16 protein-coding genes are annotated in these 17,735 nt (G+C 62.7%); 4 read left to right on the top strand and 12 right to left on the bottom strand.

The features are described 5' to 3' along the window. Positions 1-2: 2 nt before the first annotated feature. From dhaK to lysS, 10 genes are all read right to left on the bottom strand, one after another. Positions 3-1,004: a dihydroxyacetone kinase subunit DhaK gene (gene dhaK / locus AC1RJY_RS17145; protein WP_011772943.1), complete on the bottom strand. Its 1,002-nt coding sequence runs from the start codon at positions 1,002-1,004 to the stop codon at positions 3-5. Positions 1,005-1,151: 147 nt separating this feature from the next. Then, positions 1,152-1,340, bottom strand: coding sequence for a hypothetical protein (locus AC1RJY_RS17140; protein ID WP_210065110.1), 189 nt, complete (start codon positions 1,338-1,340; stop codon positions 1,152-1,154). 10 nt (positions 1,341-1,350) lie between these two features. After that, positions 1,351-2,799 (bottom strand): FAD-binding oxidoreductase, encoded by a 1,449-nt coding sequence (locus AC1RJY_RS17135; protein ID WP_498602809.1) that lies wholly within the window; start codon positions 2,797-2,799, stop codon positions 1,351-1,353. 170 nt (positions 2,800-2,969) lie between these two features. Then, positions 2,970-3,479: an amino-acid N-acetyltransferase gene (locus AC1RJY_RS17130; protein ID WP_011772940.1), complete on the bottom strand. Its 510-nt coding sequence runs from the start codon at positions 3,477-3,479 to the stop codon at positions 2,970-2,972. Positions 3,480-3,654: 175 nt separating this feature from the next. Next, positions 3,655-5,757 carry a S9 family peptidase gene (locus AC1RJY_RS17125; protein ID WP_498602808.1) on the bottom strand — a complete coding sequence of 701 codons (2,103 nt, stop codon included), beginning with the start codon at positions 5,755-5,757 and terminating at the stop codon, positions 3,655-3,657. Positions 5,758-5,841: 84 nt separating this feature from the next. Further along, entirely contained in the window at positions 5,842-7,050 is a 1,209-nt protein-coding gene (locus AC1RJY_RS17120; protein ID WP_498602907.1) for a glycosyltransferase, read from the bottom strand. Between the two features lie 84 nt (positions 7,051-7,134). Further along, entirely contained in the window at positions 7,135-9,627 is a 2,493-nt protein-coding gene (locus AC1RJY_RS17115; protein WP_011772937.1) for an ATP-dependent Clp protease ATP-binding subunit, read from the bottom strand. 352 nt (positions 9,628-9,979) lie between these two features. Then, positions 9,980-10,306, bottom strand: coding sequence for a histone-like nucleoid-structuring protein Lsr2 (locus tag AC1RJY_RS17110; protein ID WP_014920382.1), 327 nt, complete (start codon positions 10,304-10,306; stop codon positions 9,980-9,982). A gap of 131 nt (positions 10,307-10,437) precedes the next feature. Continuing rightward, entirely contained in the window at positions 10,438-10,611 is a 174-nt protein-coding gene (locus AC1RJY_RS17105) for a hypothetical protein (protein WP_011772935.1), read from the bottom strand. 2 nt (positions 10,612-10,613) lie between these two features. Next, positions 10,614-12,143, bottom strand: a complete 1,530-nt coding sequence (gene lysS, locus AC1RJY_RS17100; protein ID WP_498602807.1) for a lysine--tRNA ligase — start codon at positions 12,141-12,143, stop codon at positions 10,614-10,616. A gap of 75 nt (positions 12,144-12,218) precedes the next feature. Here lysS and AC1RJY_RS17095 point away from each other — a divergent pair, with 75 nt between their 5' ends. The 3 genes from AC1RJY_RS17095 (at position 12,219) to AC1RJY_RS17085 (ending at position 14,876) form a co-directional block, all read left to right on the top strand. Then, entirely contained in the window at positions 12,219-13,115 is an 897-nt protein-coding gene (locus tag AC1RJY_RS17095) for an alpha/beta fold hydrolase (RefSeq protein ID WP_498602806.1), read from the top strand. 9 nt (positions 13,116-13,124) lie between these two features. Next, entirely contained in the window at positions 13,125-13,979 is an 855-nt protein-coding gene (locus AC1RJY_RS17090; protein WP_210065116.1) for an alpha/beta fold hydrolase, read from the top strand. A gap of 63 nt (positions 13,980-14,042) precedes the next feature. Next, the gene (locus AC1RJY_RS17085) at positions 14,043-14,876 is read left to right on the top strand and encodes an alpha/beta fold hydrolase (protein WP_011772931.1); all 834 of its coding nucleotides are present in this window, start codon (positions 14,043-14,045) and stop codon (positions 14,874-14,876) included. Between the two features lie 24 nt (positions 14,877-14,900). On the opposite strand, the gene AC1RJY_RS17080 is transcribed toward AC1RJY_RS17085, so the two are convergent. Then, a complete protein-coding gene (locus tag AC1RJY_RS17080; RefSeq protein WP_498602805.1) occupies positions 14,901-15,758 on the bottom strand; it encodes an EamA family transporter in 858 nt (285 codons plus the stop codon). Further along, positions 15,755-16,669, bottom strand: a complete 915-nt coding sequence (locus tag AC1RJY_RS17075; protein ID WP_498602906.1) for an alkaline phosphatase family protein — start codon at positions 16,667-16,669, stop codon at positions 15,755-15,757. Before AC1RJY_RS17075 ends, AC1RJY_RS17080 begins: the two co-directional genes overlap by 4 nt. Positions 16,670-16,743: 74 nt before the next feature. Here AC1RJY_RS17075 and AC1RJY_RS17070 point away from each other — a divergent pair, with 74 nt between their 5' ends. After that, positions 16,744-17,604: a LysR substrate-binding domain-containing protein gene (locus tag AC1RJY_RS17070; protein ID WP_498602804.1), complete on the top strand. Its 861-nt coding sequence runs from the start codon at positions 16,744-16,746 to the stop codon at positions 17,602-17,604. The last annotated feature ends 131 nt before the right edge of the window (positions 17,605-17,735 follow it).

Below are 17,735 nucleotides of genomic sequence, written 5' to 3'. Positions count from 1 at the left end.
GCTCAGGCTCCCCACCGCAAGGCCGCGGTGTGGACGGGTGCGTCCCAGAGCCTGGTCAGCTCATCATCGAGCCGCAGCACGGACACTGAGCAGCCCTGCATCTCCAAAGACGTCACATAGTTCCCCACCAGCGAGCGCTCCACGGTGGCACCACGCTCGGCCAGGACCTGGGCCGCGCGCCGGTACACGATGTACAGCTCGCTCTGTGGAGTTCCGCCCATGCCGTTGACGAACAGCAACACCTTGTCGCCGGACGCCAACGCGAGGTCTTCCAGTACTGGCTCCAGCAGGCGATCCGTGATGGCGTCAGCGCTTTCCATCGCGATCCTGTGCCGGCCGGGTTCGCCGTGAATGCCTATGCCAATCTCGATCTCATCGTCCGCGAGTTCAAAGCTGGGCGTCCCCGCGTGTGGAACCGTGCAGCCAGACAGGGCAACACCCATGGTCCGCACATTGGCCACCACACGCTCGGCGATGGCCGTGACGGCATCGAGGTCGTCGCCGCGCTGTGCGGATGCACCTGCGATCTTCTCCACCAGGACAGTTCCGCCCACCCCGCGTCGGCCGGCCGTGTACAAGGAGTCCTCCACCGCGACGTCGTCGTTCACCAACACCGAACGCACGTGTACGCCTTCAGCTTGCGCCATCTCCGCCGCGGTTTCGAAGTTCAGGACGTCGCCGGTGTAGTTCTTCACGATATGGACGACGCCGGCACCTGAGTCCACTGCGACAGTCGCCGGAATGATCTGGTCGGGTGTAGGCGAGGTGAAGACTGCGCCGGGGACGGCGGCGTCGAGCATTCCGAGCCCAACGAAGCCCGCATGGAGCGGCTCGTGCCCGCTGCCTCCGCCGGAGATCAGGGCGACTTTGCCCGCTACCGGAGCGCCTTTCCGGATGACGTATTTAGGCTCGGGATGGACGTCCACGATGTCGGCATGCGCCATGCCGAAACCTTCAACGGACTCGTCCACCACGGCGCGTGGATCATTAATGAGCTTTTTCATGTGATGCTCCTGGGCGTGCTGTGGCTGGTGCTCTGACCCTACTACCGGCGACTGTGGCCACGGTAGGCCTTGCAGTGGCAGCAGTCCTTAAATAGCGGAAGGGACAGCCCCCAATGACTGTCCCTTCCGGCGGATCCGCGTGATCCGTCACTCCTCAGCAGCTTGTGTTGTCACCGCCTCGGGCTCATTCCTTGCCTGGTACTCGGGCCAGAAGGCTGAGTACAGGTCCGGGTTCGAGTGCCCCGCGTCCTGCCATGACGCTTCGTGCGGCCATGATCCGTGGGGAATATCTATTTGGAATGCCGAGAAATCCGGAAACATCACCCGATCAAGCATGGCGCGTTCCTTAGTTGTTCAGCACGGCGTCGCCGCCGGCCGTGACGACATCCTCGAGCAACACGGTCTGATCGATGACCGGAAGCCCCACCACGTGCCCGAAGCTGAACATGTTCTTCGGATCCACCTCGGCTTTCGCCTTCCGGAGCCGTTCCCGCGCACTGGGCAGCCACGGCCGCTCCCTGTCCTCGGCATCCACAAAATGGCCGTGCAGGTTCACGAACGTGCCCGCATTCGCAGCAGGTCGGAGGTCTTCGTGGACTGCGCTGAACACACCGGGGAGAATGTCCAGGACCGGCGGGACGGCGATCGCGCCCATGAAGAAGCTGAACGCCGCGTCACGGCCGCCCACAATGTCCTCCCCGTCCGCACTCTTGGCCAAGGCGCCACCCAGGAGTCGAAGTTCTGCCAACAACACAGGACTTTCGATGCCGGGACCAAAGTGCCGCAGCAAAGCGTCTTCGGCTTGGTCGTCCAAACGATCAAGCAGGAAACCGTGCTCGCGCACGGGTACCGGCTGGTCCGGGTCTTGGTGGATCGTGTCGAACTGGGTGGAGTCCAAAGGTCCGGTGGCGTCCATCATGAACGGGGCACAGTGACGCATGGGCTCAAGGACTTCCGCCGCGGTTGCCAGATCACCCTGGTAGGCGTAGCGGAGATGGATGACGAACTTTCCGCGGAGTGGTTCCGGAACCATTTCCATATCCGGAAGGCGAAGGAACGCCATGGACGCTGATGCGTCCACCGGCAGCGACGGCACCCATTCCCTGAACGCCCGCAAAACCTCGGGCGCATGCTCGCCGTCGAAATACATTCCGCCTGCGTAGAGATCGGCTGCCGGGAACAGATGGAATTCCATGGCAGTGACGATGCCCAAGTTCCCCTTGCCGCCGCGCAGGAGGTAGAACAGCTCCGAATTCTCGTCCTTGGTCACCCGGCGCTGTGTGCCGTCGGCGGTGACGAGCTCGAAAGCAATCACGTGGTCTGATGCGAAGCCGTACTTGCGCCCCAGGATCGGCAAACCGCCACCCAGCGTGTAACCCACCACGCCGACATCGGTGGTTGAACCGCAAAGTCCCATCAAGCCGAACGTCGCGGCGAGTTCCACCACGGCCTTCCACCGGACGCCTGCACCGACGCGGGCCGTCTTCTCAAGGGGATCGATGCTGAGTTCCAACATCCGGCGGGTGCTGATGAGCAGGCCGCCTTCAATGGCATTGGTAGCGCCGTGTCCGGTGGACTGGACAGAGACGGGCATTCCCCGCTCGGCCGCCCAGCGAATAGCCGCGGAAACGTCCTCTGCGTCGAGGGCGCCAAAGGCCAGATCAGGTTGGTGCTGTGTGGAGAGGTTGAAGGCCGCTACTTCCGGAGCGAATCCCGGATCGGCAGGCGTGAACACGGGACCGCGCACGCTGAGTTGGAGTTCTGAAACATCTGAAAAAGAGGCGTGGGACTGCATGATCTTCTCTCAATTGACCGATGTGGTGGAAGCTTCCCCAGCAAGCCTCAATCAGTTTATCCATCAACTGGATATAAGAGAAGAGCTAATAAATCACTCATAATCGGGCAGGCTTGATCGACGCGCCTGGATAGACGCTGCCCAAGGCAGTAAGAGTGCTGTTTAGGCTGCTAGAGCTGCTTGATCATGCGGGTGTTTCCCAAGGTATTGGGCTTCACGCGGGCAAGGTCCAGGAACTCGGCAACGCCTTCGTCATGCGAGCGCAGCAGCTCGGAGTACACCTGCGGATCCACGGCCGACTGGTCAGCCATGACTTCGAATCCGTGGCGCTTGAAGAAGTCCACTTCAAACGTCAGGCAGAACACGCGGCTCACGCCAAGCGCCCGCGCTTCCTCCAAGAGGTTTTCGACCAAGACATGCCCCACCCCCCGCCCACGCCAAGAGTCAGCAGCGGCCAGCGTGCGGATCTCGGCCAAGTCTTCCCACATCACATGCAGGGCACCGCAACCAATGACTTCACCGTCGTCAGACTCGGCAATCCGGAATTCCTGGAGGCTCTCGTAATACGCCACAGTCTCCTTGGCCATGAGAATCCGCTCCTCAGCCAAGGGCGCCACAAGCCTCTTAATAGCCGCCACATCACTGGTGCGGGCAGGGCGAAGGCTGAAGGTCGAATCCACTCCCCCATCCTAACGAGGCAAACAGATGCCATGCGCCCCGTTACTTACACCCGGACGTGAGCGAGTCCCACCCGCGAGGCGCTGGACCTGAGACTTTTGCATAGCGTGCGTCTAAGCGAGGAAAGAGCGAGCACGCGGCGAATGGCGCAGGTCCAGCGCCGCAGCCAGCAACGACCTACACTCCCAGCTCCTCCGGCAAAGAAACCTCCTCGCCCAGCACCTGCTTTGCCAGGAAGCTCTCCACGACGCCGTACCAGACCTTCGCGTGCTGTGGCTGCAGCACCCAGTGGTTCTCGTCCGGGAAGTACAGGAAGCGGTGCGGGCTCTGGCCGTTATCGTCAGCAGGCAGTTGAGAGGAGGACAGGAGCTCGTACCAGAGGCGAAGGCCTTCGCCGATGGGCACGCGGTAGTCCTTGTCGCCGTGGATCACCAGCATGGGCGTTTTGATGTTGCCCACGTTCAGGTGCGGCGAATTTTCCATCGCCATTTCCACGGTCATCTCCTTGAGCCAGTACTGGGCAGCGTCGGTGGTGGGGCCGAACTGGTCCAGCGCCCACAGGCTGGCGTGGGTGACGATTGCCTTGAAGCGGTCGGTTTGCCCGGCAACCCAGTTGGCCATGTAGCCGCCGAAGGATCCACCCATCGCCGCAGTCCGGGACTCGTCGATGTCCGGCCGCGCGACCACCGCGTCGGTGATGGCCATGAGGTCCGTGAACGGCTTCCTGCCCCATTCGCCCCATCCGCGCTGGATGAACTCCTGGCCGTAGCCGGTGGAAAGGGCAGGATCCGGCAGCAGCACGGCATAGCCTTTGGCCACCAGCAGCCATGGGTTCCAACGCCACGTCCACGCGTTCCACGAGCCAAGCGGCCCGCCGTGGATCCACAGCAAGAGGGGTGCCGGGTTGTCCGCGGACGCGCCCTCCGGAAGCGCGAGGTACGCCGGAACGCGCGAGCCATCTTCGGCTGTCGTATCCACGCGCTCAAGCCGGCCTTTGTACACGGGCCGCTCCGCAGGTGCCTGCAGGCGGACCGTTTCTCCTGTGGCCAGGTTGATCCGCACGGCTTCGGCGGGGAACTCGTAGGAGCTTCGGAGCGCATACGCCTCGGTTCCGTCGGGAGAAATCACCACATCCGAGTAGGCTGCAGCGTCCTTTGTCACCCGGGTGACTGCACCGTCAGCGACGTCGATCCGGAAGACCGGCGACGCGCCGTCGTCGTCTGCTGTTACCAGGACCGCGGTGCCGTCCGGAAGCCAAGCGAGGGGCGTTGCCCAACGGTCCCACTGGTGTGCGAGCGGCTCAAGGTCCGTGGTCTCGCCGCCCGCCACGTTCAAGAGGTGCAGTTTCACGTGGGGAGCCTGCGTTGGCGTGGTGTCGCTTTCGCTCTGCACCACCAGCGTTCGGTTGTCCGGGCTCACCGGCCCGGGGAAGTAGCTCATGCCTTGGTGGTCCAGCAGCACCTTGACGGTCCCGGTGGCAACGTCGACGGCGGCGAGCACCTCGCGGCTGTCGGCTTTCGCGAGCGCTTTGGTCATGCTTGTGTAAATGGTCCTGCCGTCCGGGCTCACCACGGTTTTGGCCTCACGCAGCGAGCCGCCGACGCCGGGCGTCAGGTTCCGGAGCTTGAGGGGCGCAGCGGAGTCAATGGTGGACGGCTTGCCGGTCTCCTTCTCCTCGCCCTGCTCCACCGCGAAGATTCGCGGCTCGGCCGGGCCAAGGTCGGCGTCCCAGTAGCGGATCGGGTAGCCGCTGTGCAGGATGGCCGAGACCTTGTTGTCCTTGCGTGCCTTGCGACGCTCCTCGTCGTTCTCCTCATCCGCGGATCCGGCCAGGACCTCAGCGTTGACGAAGGTGGCGTTGGCGTCTTTCGCGGCCATGACGGAACCAATTCCACCCGAACGAGAATGCACTACCCGCGCCTCTCCTCCGTCAGCGGGGAGCAGCCAAAGGGCATTTACAGGGTCGGCGTCAGGGCTGTCCGGATCAGGGCGCGCCGACGTAAAGTACAGGTCGCCGTTGGCGGCGAAGACCGCACCGGCCTCTCCCTTGGAGCTGCGGGTGATGCGGCGGGCTTGGTTCCGGCCGCTGGGGTCGATTTCCCAGAGTGCGGTGGCGAACTCAGTTCCTTTGCCGTTCAGCGTGGTGACTGTGGTGACCAGGCGCTTGCCATCGGGGCTCAGCGTGAGGCCGCCGACCCGCGGGATGGCGAGGTAGTGGTCGAGGTGGTGAAATGGCGTTTCGGGCTGCTCGCCCTGGGTGTGAGTGTCAGCAGAGTCCATGATCCGATTCAACACGGATTGTGCCGCCGATCACAGACTGGTTCACTCACAGTGAAACAGTACTTTCACATATTCGGCTCTAGGTCAAAGGTTCCTCAGGGCGCCGACCACAGCCACGGTGCCATCCTCTTTCGCGATGGCCGCCCCCAACTCCGCTGCCCGCAGGGAGTACGACGGCGTGCTGACGGCTTTCATGATTGCGTCACCGAGGCGCTCCGGGGTGAGCTTCTTGTACGGGATCGGCGCAGGGCCGGCGCCGAGGGCGGCAAGGCGGGAAGCCCAGAGCGGCTGGTCCGTGTACACCGGAACGCCAACGGCCGGCACCCCCGCCCGGAGGCCCGCCGCCGCGGTTCCCGCTCCGGCATGGTGAACCACGGCCGCCATATGAGGGAACAACCACTCATGCGGAACGCTGCCGACGGCGATGGCGTCGTCACCCAACCCACCCTCAGCGCCCTGGACAACAGCCCGCACTCCGGCACGGCGTGTTGCCTCAAGGATGAAGGCGGGGTCGATGTGGGCACTGCTTCCAAAGCCTACGAAAACGGGCGGCGGGCCTTCGGTAAGGAAGTCCACAAGGTCCGCGGAGGGCTGCCAGTCCGGCTCGACGGCGGGCCACCAATACCCTGCCATGACCAGGCCGGAGTGCCAATCAGCAGGCCGGGGCAGGACGGTGGGGCTGATGCCATGAAGGATGGTCGCCTTCGCTTTCCTCCGCCGACGCTCTCCGGCCGCACGGCTTTCCTTGCCCAGTCCCAGCTCTCTGCGAAGGCGTGCGCTGGGCGCATCGTAGGGAGCCGGGCCCGCAGCTGCGCGCTCACCAATGATCTTGTTTCCCCACGCACCAAGGCTTTGGGCCGAATTCATGATCACAGGCGGATACGCCGCGCTCGGCTCGATAGGCTGCAAATGTGCGCCGATGGCCGGGATACCCAGAGCATCCGCGATGTCATAAGCATAGGGTGCCACCGAATTGGCCAGAATCACGTCGGCCCCGGCCTCGGCTGCAGCAAGCGTGCCGGTGGCAGCGTTGTCCATATATTCCGTGAGCTTCCGCCAGAAGGTGAGCACGCTTCCGGATGACGCTTTGGCACCGGGGGCCGGTTGCGTGATCAATCCGGCCAGGTCGCCGGGCAGCGGCCTGAACTCGCAGCCCGACTCAACAACAAGAGGCGCGTAGGCCGGGTTGGCCGCGACGGCCACCTCGTAGCCCAGCCCCTGCAGGCGGCTACCGAGCCCCGCCATCGGCGCGACATCTCCCCGCGTCCCCGGAGTCACCATGAGTATGCGCATGCCGTCCCACTTCCCTTCTTCGGAGTTCACGCAAAAGCCCCGCCCGCTCTATGTTGGAGCGGGCGGGGCTTAGTGCTGTAGCGACTACGCGGTCGGAGCAATCTCCGGGATACGCGGCTTGGCGTTGCCTTCGAACGTGAACTTGGCGTCGTCACCTTCGCCATCAACGTCCACCACAACGATGTCGCCGGAGTGGAGTTCGCCGAACAGGATCTTCTCGGACAGCTGGTCCTCGATCTCGCGCTGAATGGTGCGGCGCAATGGCCGGGCACCCATGGCGGGATCGTAACCACGCGTGGCCAAGAGAACCTTGGCAGCGGGGGTCAGCTCGATGCCCATGTCCTTGTCCTTGAGGCGGCGCTCCAAGCGGGTGACGAACAGGTCCACGATCTCGATGATCTCGTCCTGCGTCAGCTGCGGGAACACCACGACGTCGTCAACACGGTTGAGGAACTCGGGACGGAAGTGCTGCTTAAGCTCTTCCGTGACCCGGGCACGCATCCGGTTGTAGCCGGTCTGGGTGTCCGTGCCGGACTGGAAGCCCGTTGCCACGCTCTTGGAAATATCGCGGGTACCAAGGTTGGTGGTCATGATGATCACGGTGTTCTTGAAGTCCACCACGCGGCCCTGGGAGTCGGTCAAGCGGCCGTCTTCCAGAATCTGCAGCAGTGAGTTGAAGAGATCCGCGTGGGCCTTCTCCACTTCATCGAACAGGACCACGGAGAACGGACGGCGGCGAACCTTCTCGGTCAGCTGGCCACCCTCTTCGTAGCCGACGTAGCCCGGAGGTGCACCGAAGAGACGCGAAACCGTGTGCTTCTCGGAGTACTCGGACATGTCCAGCGTGATGAGGGCGTCCTCTTCACCGAACAGGAACTCGGCAAGCGCCTTGGCAAGCTCGGTCTTGCCGACGCCGGTGGGGCCGGCGAAGATGAACGAGCCACCGGGACGCTTGGGGTCTTTCAGGCCTGCACGGGTACGGCGAATGGCCTGCGACAGGGCCTTGATGGCCTCGTTCTGGCCGACGACGCGCTTGTGCAGTTCGTCTTCCATCTTGAGCAGGCGCGAGGACTCTTCCTCGGTGAGCTTGAAGACCGGGATACCCGTGGAGTTCGCAAGAACTTCGGCGATCAGGTCTTCGTCAACCTCGGAGATATCGTCCATGCCGCCGGACTTCCAGTTACGTTCCTTCTCTGCGCGTTCGGCAATGAGCTTCTGCTCCTTGTCGCGCAGCGAGGCAGCGCCTTCAAAGTCCTGGGCGTCGATGGCGGATTCTTTCTCCATCTTCACGTCCGCGATGCGCTCGTCCATGGCCTTGAGCTCCGGCGGAGCGGTCATGCGGCGAATGCGCAGGCGTGCGCCGGCTTCATCGATGAGGTCGATCGCCTTGTCCGGCAGGAAGCGGTCCGAAATGTAGCGTTCGGCCAGCTGCGCAGCGGAGGCGAGGGCGCCGTCGGTAATCGTCACGCGGTGGTGTGCCTCGTAACGGTCACGCAGGCCCTTAAGGATCTCGATCGCGTGAGCGACGGAAGGCTCCTTGACCTGGATCGGCTGGAAGCGGCGCTCAAGAGCAGCGTCCTTCTCAATGTGCTTGCGGTACTCATCCAGCGTGGTGGCACCAATGGTCTGGAGTTCACCGCGGGCGAGCATCGGCTTCAGGATGGACGCAGCATCGATGGCGCCTTCGGCAGCACCTGCACCAACGAGGGTGTGGATCTCGTCGATGAAGAGGATGATGTCGCCGCGGGTGCGGATTTCCTTGAGGACCTTCTTCAGGCGCTCTTCGAAGTCACCGCGGTAGCGGGAACCGGCAACCAGGGAACCGAGGTCAAGCGTGTACAGCTGCTTGTCCTTGATGGTCTCCGGGACATCACCGCGAACGATCGCCTGGGCGAGGCCTTCGACGACGGCAGTCTTACCGACCCCGGGCTCACCGATCAGGACCGGGTTGTTCTTGGTACGGCGGGAGAGGACCTGCATAACGCGTTCCATCTCCTGCTCGCGGCCGATCACAGGATCGAGCTTGTTCTCGCGGGCAGCCTGGGTCAGGTTGCGTCCGAACTGGTCGAGCACCACCGATCCGGCAGGAGTACCTTCAGGCTGGCCCTGGCCCGAGCCGCTGCCTGCGGTTTCCTTGCCCTGGTAGCCGGAGAGCAGCTGGATGACCTGCTGGCGGACCCGGTTCAGGTCCGCACCAAGCTTGACCAGCACCTGGGCGGCCACGCCTTCGCCTTCGCGAATGAGGCCGAGCAGGATGTGCTCAGTTCCGATGTAATTGTGGCCGAGCTGCAGTGCTTCGCGGAGCGAGAGCTCAAGCACCTTTTTGGCGCGCGGGGTGAAGGGGATGTGACCGGACGGGGCTTGCTGGCCCTGGCCGATGATCTCCTGCACTTGCTCGCGAACGCCATCGAGCGAAATGCTCAGGGACTCGAGCGCCTTGGCAGCAACGCCTTCACCCTCGTGGATCAGACCCAAGAGGATGTGCTCGGTACCGATGTAATTGTGGTTGAGCATCCGTGCCTCTTCTTGGGCAAGGACGACCACGCGACGGGCACGGTCCGTAAATCTCTCAAACATTTCGCCACACTCCTAGCTACGACGTACTTTGATGCTACGTGCCGGAGCAACACTTTTGGGGCGTGTTCGCCACAGGGGAAACATGACGTGGTTGTGGAATAAATCGGCTTCCAGCCCTTGACCGCTGCCCACCTGCAGTGGCACCCTCTTCCCCTTGCCTGAGAGCACCGGGCGAAGGCCGGCCGGTAATACTTTGGGGGGCCCGGGCCCGCCGTTTTGTTGGTACCCACTATTCGGGCCTTCTCGACCCCGGCGATTCACAGGATATTCCAAGCCTTGGAGGGAGCCCGCAAAACTGGCGGCTTAAATGCCAATGCCCCGGCAGTGACTGCCGGGGCATTGAAGCGGTGATTCAGGAATTGGCCTTTTGGTACGCTTCCTGAATTTCAGCCTGAATACGTCCGCGGCTGTTGACGGTGTAGCCGTTGTCACGGGCCCACTGGCGGATTTGAGCGGAATCCTGGTTACGTGCGGCTGTCGCACGGCCCCGGGTTGCACGGCCGGAAGAAGTCTTCCTGGCCTTAGCGACGTAGGGCTCCAATGCCTTGCGCAGCGAGGCCGCGTTGGCAGTGGACAGGTCCATCTCGTAGCTCACGCCGTCGAGGCCAAAACGGACAGTCTCGTCCGCAGCCCCTTCATCCAGGTCATCGACGAGGATGATTTTTACTTTCTGTGCCATGAGTTGCCTCTCATTTGGAGGGTTGGATAATCAGAAATTCCCCGGATTCCTTTGATGATTATCGTTCACGGCAAGCATGCGCGTCAAAGCGTAATTGGATTGTCTTCTGTTAGCGGAAGCCAATTGGAAGGCTATTTAGCTGCAGGACCCTCGGACGCAGGTCCGGAATTTTTCAAATTCGCTTCGGCCTGCGCCTTGGCTTCGGCCTGTCGTTCCGATTTGTCCGCATTGAAGATCGACTTCATGGCAAACCAGAAGATCAATCCCACCACAATGGACGGCGCCAGGACTGCGATGTACTCCATAATCAGTGACCCTCAGGCTTCAGCAACGGGAACAAGATGGTTTCGCGGATACCGGCACCGGTGAAAAGCATCACCAGGCGGTCAATGCCCAGCCCAATGCCACCCATGGGCGGAGCACCGTATTCAAGGGCGCGGAGGAAGTCCTCGTCCAACTGCATTGCTTCCTCGTCGCCGGCCGCGGAGCGTCGGGACTGCTCTGTAAGCCGTTCGCGCTGGATCACGGGATCAATGAGCTCGGAGAATGCCGTACCGCGCTCCATGCCGCCGATGATCAGGTCCCAGGCCTCGATGAGCCGGCCGTCCTCACGGTGCGGGCGGGCAAGCGGCTGGGCGGAAGGCGGGTAGTCGTAGACAAAAGTGGGGTTCAGCAGGGTGGGTTCCACAATCTCGCCGAACAGTTCAACAACCATCTTCTCGGCGTCCCATTTGGGGTCCACCTTGACCTCGTGCTTGGCAGCAATTGCCAGCAACTCGTCCACCGTGGTGTCCGGAGTAATTTCAACGCCCACTGCTTCGGAAATACCCGGGTACACCGAAATCCAAGCCCATTCGCCGTCGAGGTTTATTTCGCCGGCATCCGTTTGGATGGTGCGCGTACCCACCACGTCCGCCACATTCAGGATGATTTCCTTCATGCGCTCAGCCATGACGAACTGGTCCGCCCAGGCTTCGTAGCATTCAAGCGTGGTGAATTCAGGGCTGTGCGTGGAGTCCACGCCTTCGTTGCGGAAAACGCGGCCCATGTCATACACACGGTCAATGCCACCAACAACGGCACGCTTGAGGAAAAGCTCGGTAGCGATGCGCAACGTCATCTTCTGGTCGAAGGCATTCATGTGCGTCTCAAACGGACGGGCTGTAGCGCCGCCGTGGACCAGCTGCAGAATGGGGGTTTCCACCTCCACGTAGCCGTGGCGGTCAAGGGTGCCGCGAACAGAGCGGGTGATGGCTGCGCGCCTGTAGACCATTTCGCGGGCTTCGTCGCGGACCATGAGATCCACATAGCGCTGGCGAACACGGGTTTCCTCGTTCAGTTCCGCGTGCAGGACCGGCAGGGGACGCAGGGCCTTGGACGCCATGGACCAGGAGTCAGCCATGACGGACAGCTCACCGCGGCGGGACGAGATGACCTCGCCCTTGATGAAAACATGGTCGCCAAGGTCAACCAGCGCCTTCCAATCGGCGAGCGCTTCCTCACCGACATTCGCCAGGCTCAGCATTGCCTGCAGCCGGACGCCCTTGCCGTCAACGCCGCCCTCCTGGAGGGTTGCGAAGCACAGCTTGCCGGTGTTGCGGACGAATACCACGCGGCCGGTGACGCCCACAGTATCGCCGGTTGTTTCATCGGCTTCCAGGTGCGCGTACTTTTCGCGGATTTCGCTCAGGGAGTGGGTCCGTTCCACGCCCACCGGATAGGCCTCGGTGCCGCGCTCGATCAGCTTGGCGCGCTTCTCCATACGGATGCGCATTTGCTCGCTGGCGTCGATGGGCTCTGCGGAGGTGTTCTGGGCGGGGGTGTTTGCGGAAGTCACAGTCCTTAAGTTTACCGGTGATTACGGGCCTTTACTTCCGGGCGCCCAGATCAGGGAAACGCATAGACTCAGGCTGTGGAAACGTGGACGGTTGAAACGAACGACGGCGGCGGCCAGCTTGAGGTGCACACCTTTCGGCCGGCGTCCGGCACTTCAATTCCGGGGTCGAAAGCACCGGCTGATCCAGCCGGCGTCGTGCTTGTTCACGGCACCTTGGTGACCGATTCCCTGTACTGGCCGTTCGCGCGGACCCTGAGCGGCATGCTGGGGCGCCCGGTTCACAGCTACAACCGCCGCGGTCGGGGGCACTCCGCCCCGCAGCCACCGGGCTATTCCGTGGACACGGAGATCTCGGACCTTCAAGCGGTCATGGAGAAGAGCGGCTCCACGGACGTCGTGGCGCACAGTTATGGCGGTTTTGTGGCGCTGCAAGCCGCCCGCCGCGCCAGGATCAACAAACTGGTCACTTACGACGCCGCCGTGTCGCTGTCCGGCAACCTCAGCAGCCGGTGGCGGCCCGAGCTCGAAGACGCTGTCACCTCCGGCCAGTTGGATCATGCATGGGCCCATCTGGTGCAGGGCCTGGGAACTGCCGGGCCGATTTCCTACTTACCGATGGGTGCGCTCCGTGCACTCAGCGTCCTCTCGGCCCGGACCCGGCTGGGATTGGAGATGCGTTCCCTCCTACCCACCGCCGTTACGGAAATGCGGGCCGTTCTCGACGCCGACGCCCACCTTCACGACTTCATGAACCTGTCCACCCCCACGCTCATGCTTAGCGGTGGATGGAGTCCGTCCTACTTCGCAGAGACCGGCCGGATTCTGGCCGGGGCCGTGCCCGCGATCGACTTCGCGATTGTGCCCCTGCAGTTCCATGAAGGCCCGCTCCGGCCCGGGAAACGCCTTGCTGCGCGCATCGCCCGATTCCTGTCCGGGAACCATGTGAAGGAAGAACCCAGCAGTGCCACCTAGGATGTTCCGGTGAAGGAACGCCACATCAAGACGCACGACGGCGGCAGGCTCGCCTTGTACAGCTACGGCACCGAAGACGCGCCCGGCGAACGCCGAGTGGTGCTCATTGGCGGCGCGTTCCTCACCGCACTGATTTACCGACCGTTCTCCATTGCCTTGTCCAAAGGGCTGGGCGAAGGCTGGGCCGTGGATGTGTACGATCGCCGAGGCCGGGGCCAGTCAACCGAGCAGCCGCCCAACTACTCCATGGCCACGGAGATCGCCGATGTCCGCACCATCATGGACGAAACCGGTGCCCGGAACGTCATGGGCCACAGCCTGGGCGGCGCCGTAGCCCTCAACGCAGCCCAGGCATTCGCCGGCACGCACCACCAACCGGACAAGCTCGCGGTGTACGACGCCGCAGTGAACATCGACGGAAGCATGGACACCGCCTGGCTGGATGGATTCGCGGAGTCCGTCAATCGGGGCGATGTTGGGCGGGCTTTGGCGCGGATGAAGCGTGGCATGCAGCCCGGAACTGCGCTGGCACGGGTCCCGGAGCCAATATTGGCCGGGCTCATGGCAGTTGTTTCGGGGACCAAAGTCAACAGGCTTTTCCGCGAGCTCATGCCGTCGGGTGTCGGTGAACTTAAGGCAGCCTTCGACGCCGCTGATACGCCGCGGGACTTCTCCGTCCTGCCACCCGGCACCCATTTCATGGTGGGCAAGAAGAGTCCGCAGTTCTACAAGGTCACAGCCGCGCGCCTGAACAGGGCAGTCCCCGGCAGCACTCTGGAAGTCTCCCCGAAGGGCTTCCACGGTTCGGTCCCTGCCGCAGTCAGCGAGCTCGTTTCCGATATCTCGGAGTACTTCAAACGCTGACCGCTTTTCCACATACGGGCCCGCATGCTGCCTGCTGTCAGCTGGCTCGGTTAGGCTCGAGTCATGACGCGCGACATCATCATGACCCACGACGGCGGACACCTCGAAGTACTTACCACGGGCGGTGAGCTGGCAGCGGCAGGCTCCGGAGTCGTCGTCGTTCCTGCCTCCATGGTGACAGCCACCGACTACTCGCGATTCGCCCAGAAACTCAGCGAGGCCCTTGGCCGCCCCGTCCACACGTTCAACCGGCGGGGGCGCGGTGATTCGTCCCCGCAGTCCGAGGATTACACGCTCGAAGCTGACATCCGGGATCTGGAAACTGTCATGAAGCACACGTCCAGCACCGATGTGTTCGGGCACAGTTTCGGCGGTGCCGTCGCGCTGCACGCGGCTCGGACGCTGCCCGTCGAGCGCCTCGCCGTGTACGACCCCGCCGTCTCGGTCAACCACAGCGTCAAGGCCGACTGGACACCCGACTATGAACGCGCGACGGCGGCGGGAGACTACGATCGCGCCCTCGCCGTCCTCATCAAGGGAGTAGAGACCGGCGGCGCCTTCGCACGAATGCCCCTGTCCATGCTCACCTTGGCGAACAAACTGGCCGCTGGAACACCACTGGGCAAACAGATGCGCGAGCTGATGACCTGTGGTGTCCGGGAAATCAAGGCCGTCATCGCAGCCGACATGCCCGCCGAGCCGTTCCTTGAACTGCCCTTGGAAACGCTCATTGTGGTGGGGGAAAAGAGCCCCGCCTACTTCGGTGTCGCATGTGGCCAGATCCACGACGTCCTGTCCGGATCCAGCTACACCATCCTCCCCGGATTCGGCCATGACGGGCCCAACAAGGCACCGGACAAACTGATCTCGGAGTTGTCGGAGTTCTTCTCGGGCTAAGCATGCCGTCGTTCCGGCGGCGATCTAACCTAGCTGGATGGCGGCAATACCGGCCACCGCCACCACCGTGAGGGCGCCACGCAGCCGGCTGAACTTTTCCTTGAAGAACACTGCACCGATGATTCCTGCCAGAAGGACACTGGTCTCTCGCAGGGCGGACACCAAGGCCAAAGGCGCCAGGCTCTGCGCCCACACCACAATTCCATAGGCCAGCATGGACACCAACCCGCCAATGAAGCCCGGCTTCCAGTACCGTGCCACCCGTTGCGGGAACGCGCGGCGGTCCTTTGCCATACGCCAGCACACCACGGGAATCAGTAGGCCTTGAAGCAGAAACAGCCACGATATATAGGCCATCGACTGCCCTGAGACCCGGACTCCGACACCGTCCACCAAGGTATAAGCCGCGATGGCCACGCCCGTGAGCACAGCGAAGAAGGCACCCTTGCGGTTTCCGTCTGTGGTGGCTGACATGTTTTGCCTTACGAGGGCCAGGCTCAGCAGGGAACCCGCAACAACAGCTACGCCCGCCAACTGCCAGAAGCTCAGCCTCTCCGCCAGGAATGTCGTGGCAATTCCGGTGACCAAGAGAACGGCAAGACCACGGGCCAACGGGTAGACCTGGGAGAAGTCCCCATGTTTGTAGGACGTGGTGAGCAGGATGAGATAACACGTCTGGAGAACTGCCGAAGCAAGCACATATGGCCATGACTGCTGCAGGGGAATCCCGAAGACGGCAGCCCCGATGACGCCACAGGCCACATAGGCCACGGCAATCATGGTGGATGACGCGAGCCGGTCCGGAATGGCCTTGGCAATGGCATTCCACGCGCTGTGCATGACCGCCGCCAAGAGAACGGCCGCCGTTACCGTGAGGGTCAACGGGAGCCTGCTGCGTTGTGGGGGCTGGCTGGCGCTGTGTTCAGCCGGGGGTCTTGGAGGGTTTCGTGCCGTGCTTCTTGTCTGGCTCCGAAAGGTACACCGTCGGAGCCCCTTGCTGCGACGCCGAAGATGGCGAGTGTATGAGGAAAGATGTCCGCGTGGTTCACGGCTGTGCTCCCTGAGGACAGGCCTGTGCCGCTGGCAGCCATCCACGCGGTTCGTTCAACATCGGTCTCTCCGCCGTGGCCGCCAGCATCGAGGTGGCCGTGGTCGGTGAGGACAATGATGGTCCAGTCTTCATCGTGCCGGTTGGGCCTTGCCTCAATTGCTTCGAGCAAGGCGTTCAGGCGGGAGTCACACCGTTCAATAGCCGAAATGTATCCGGCGCCCGTTCCGTTGTTATGGGCCTCGACGTCGGCCTCGCCAAAGTAGACGAAAGAGATGGCCAGGTTCTCGGTCTTCAAGCGTCGTGCCGCATACTCCGCCACGGCGTCGTCGGCACGAACCCAACTGTCGGCGTCGTTTGCTTCTTCGGGGTCCGGCATCGGCACCCACCCCCGGGAGGAAAAGAGAGGTCCGCATTCCGTGCGGGTCGCGAGAGGGTGCCAACTGGCGGCGATCATGGTCTGCAACTCAGGACGGGCCGCGCGGAGAACTTCGGTGAAGTCCTGAAAGGCGCTGAGTTCGACGGGGTGGTGGCTGTTGCCCGTCACCCTATGCCGGTCCGCATACACACCCGTGGCCACCGTGGCCCACACCGGGCCAGAGATCGTTGCATTCTTCTCGTGGACGCGCATGGGCGTCAGGAAGCCCTCCCTGGCAATCCGGTCCAGGGCGGGGGTGGCTGCTGCCCCAAGCGAGTCAAAGCGGACGCCGTCTATGCCGACAACAAGTACGTGGGCTTCATTCATCACGTCGACGACGGTACTTGGCTCAGAAGATAACTCATAGGGACAGCCATCCACATCTATAGAAGACTTAGGACATGCCTATGAATCTCACCCACCTGAGGGCGTTCCACCAAGTGGCCACCTATGGCAGCTACGTGGCAGCTGCTGCAGCAGCGAACGTCAGCCAGCCGACGCTGTCGGAACAGGTTCGTCTCCTTGAGAGGAACCACGGCGTCCGCCTGCTGCAGCATGCAGGGAGATCGGTTGAACTGACCCCGCTGGGAAGCAGGCTTCTTCAGGTGACATCCACCTTGTTCGCTGCTGAGCTGGAAGCCGAGGCCGTCTTGGCCAAAGCACGGAACGTCATGCAGGGCGAACTGCGCTTCGGCACAGACGCACCTATCAACGCAGTGGGTGTCCTCAGCACCTTTCGCCGACGGAATCCCGGAGTCAGCATTCAACTCGTGAGCGGTAACTCTGCGGAAATCCGCCAACGCGTACTCGCTGGAACAGTGGAGGTGGGCATCATCGCTGATGAAACACCCCACCCCGACCTCACTGCCCGTGCACTGGGCACACAGGACCTGGTGGCGTTTGTGAGACACGATCATGCCCTTGCCGGCGCAAAGGTCATTCGTCTCCGTGAGCTGGTAACCCATCCATTGATCATCCGTGAGATCGGCTCGGTTACGCGCAGATCCATCGAGCGGGCACTCTCGGACGCACACCTCCAACCCACAGAAGTACTTGAGACGGACAGCAGGGAAGCGGTCCACGCTGCCGTCATCGCCGGCCTTGGAATTGGTGTGATTGCCGAGGACGAATTCAACGACGATCCTCGTCTGGTGCTGCTCGACTTCGCAGACCCTCTCCAGCCCATCACCGAGTACCTGGTCTTTCGCACGGATAACCAGCGCAGTCATGTTGTGGAAGCGGTGTTGGAGTGTGTGGGTTAGCGGGGTTTGTTGTTTGAAGGGGTGGGGCTTGTGGTTTTGGTTGTTAAATGCGGGGAGCCCCGACCTGGTGGTCGGGGCTCCTCTGAATTTGTGTCCGGCGGTGTCCTACTCTCCCACACCCTCCCGGGTGC

It is taken from the genome of Arthrobacter sp. GW822-FHT05G07 (genome assembly GCF_058799755.1).
The sequence above is the reverse complement of the archived record's forward strand: the minus strand, read 5'-3'. Positions and strand labels throughout refer to the sequence as shown.

Coding starts and splice junctions, on each gene's coding strand:
- dhaK (WP_011772943.1), bottom strand. CDS start 1,004: ATGAAAAAGCTCATTAATGATCCACGCGCCGTGGTGGACGAGTCCGTT.
- AC1RJY_RS17140 (WP_210065110.1), bottom strand. CDS start 1,340: ATGCTTGATCGGGTGATGTTTCCGGATTTCTCGGCATTCCAAATAGAT.
- AC1RJY_RS17135 (WP_498602809.1), bottom strand. CDS start 2,799: ATGCAGTCCCACGCCTCTTTTTCAGATGTTTCAGAACTCCAACTCAGC.
- AC1RJY_RS17125 (WP_498602808.1), bottom strand. CDS start 5,757: ATGGACTCTGCTGACACTCACACCCAGGGCGAGCAGCCCGAAACGCCA.
- AC1RJY_RS17120 (WP_498602907.1), bottom strand. CDS start 7,050: ATGCGCATACTCATGGTGACTCCGGGGACGCGGGGAGATGTCGCGCCG.
- AC1RJY_RS17115 (WP_011772937.1), bottom strand. CDS start 9,627: ATGTTTGAGAGATTTACGGACCGTGCCCGTCGCGTGGTCGTCCTTGCC.
- AC1RJY_RS17110 (WP_014920382.1), bottom strand. CDS start 10,306: ATGGCACAGAAAGTAAAAATCATCCTCGTCGATGACCTGGATGAAGGG.
- AC1RJY_RS17105 (WP_011772935.1), bottom strand. CDS start 10,611: ATGGAGTACATCGCAGTCCTGGCGCCGTCCATTGTGGTGGGATTGATC.
- AC1RJY_RS17085 (WP_011772931.1), top strand. CDS start 14,043: ATGACGCGCGACATCATCATGACCCACGACGGCGGACACCTCGAAGTA.
- AC1RJY_RS17075 (WP_498602906.1), bottom strand. CDS start 16,669: ATGAATGAAGCCCACGTACTTGTTGTCGGCATAGACGGCGTCCGCTTT.
- AC1RJY_RS17070 (WP_498602804.1), top strand. CDS start 16,744: ATGCCTATGAATCTCACCCACCTGAGGGCGTTCCACCAAGTGGCCACC.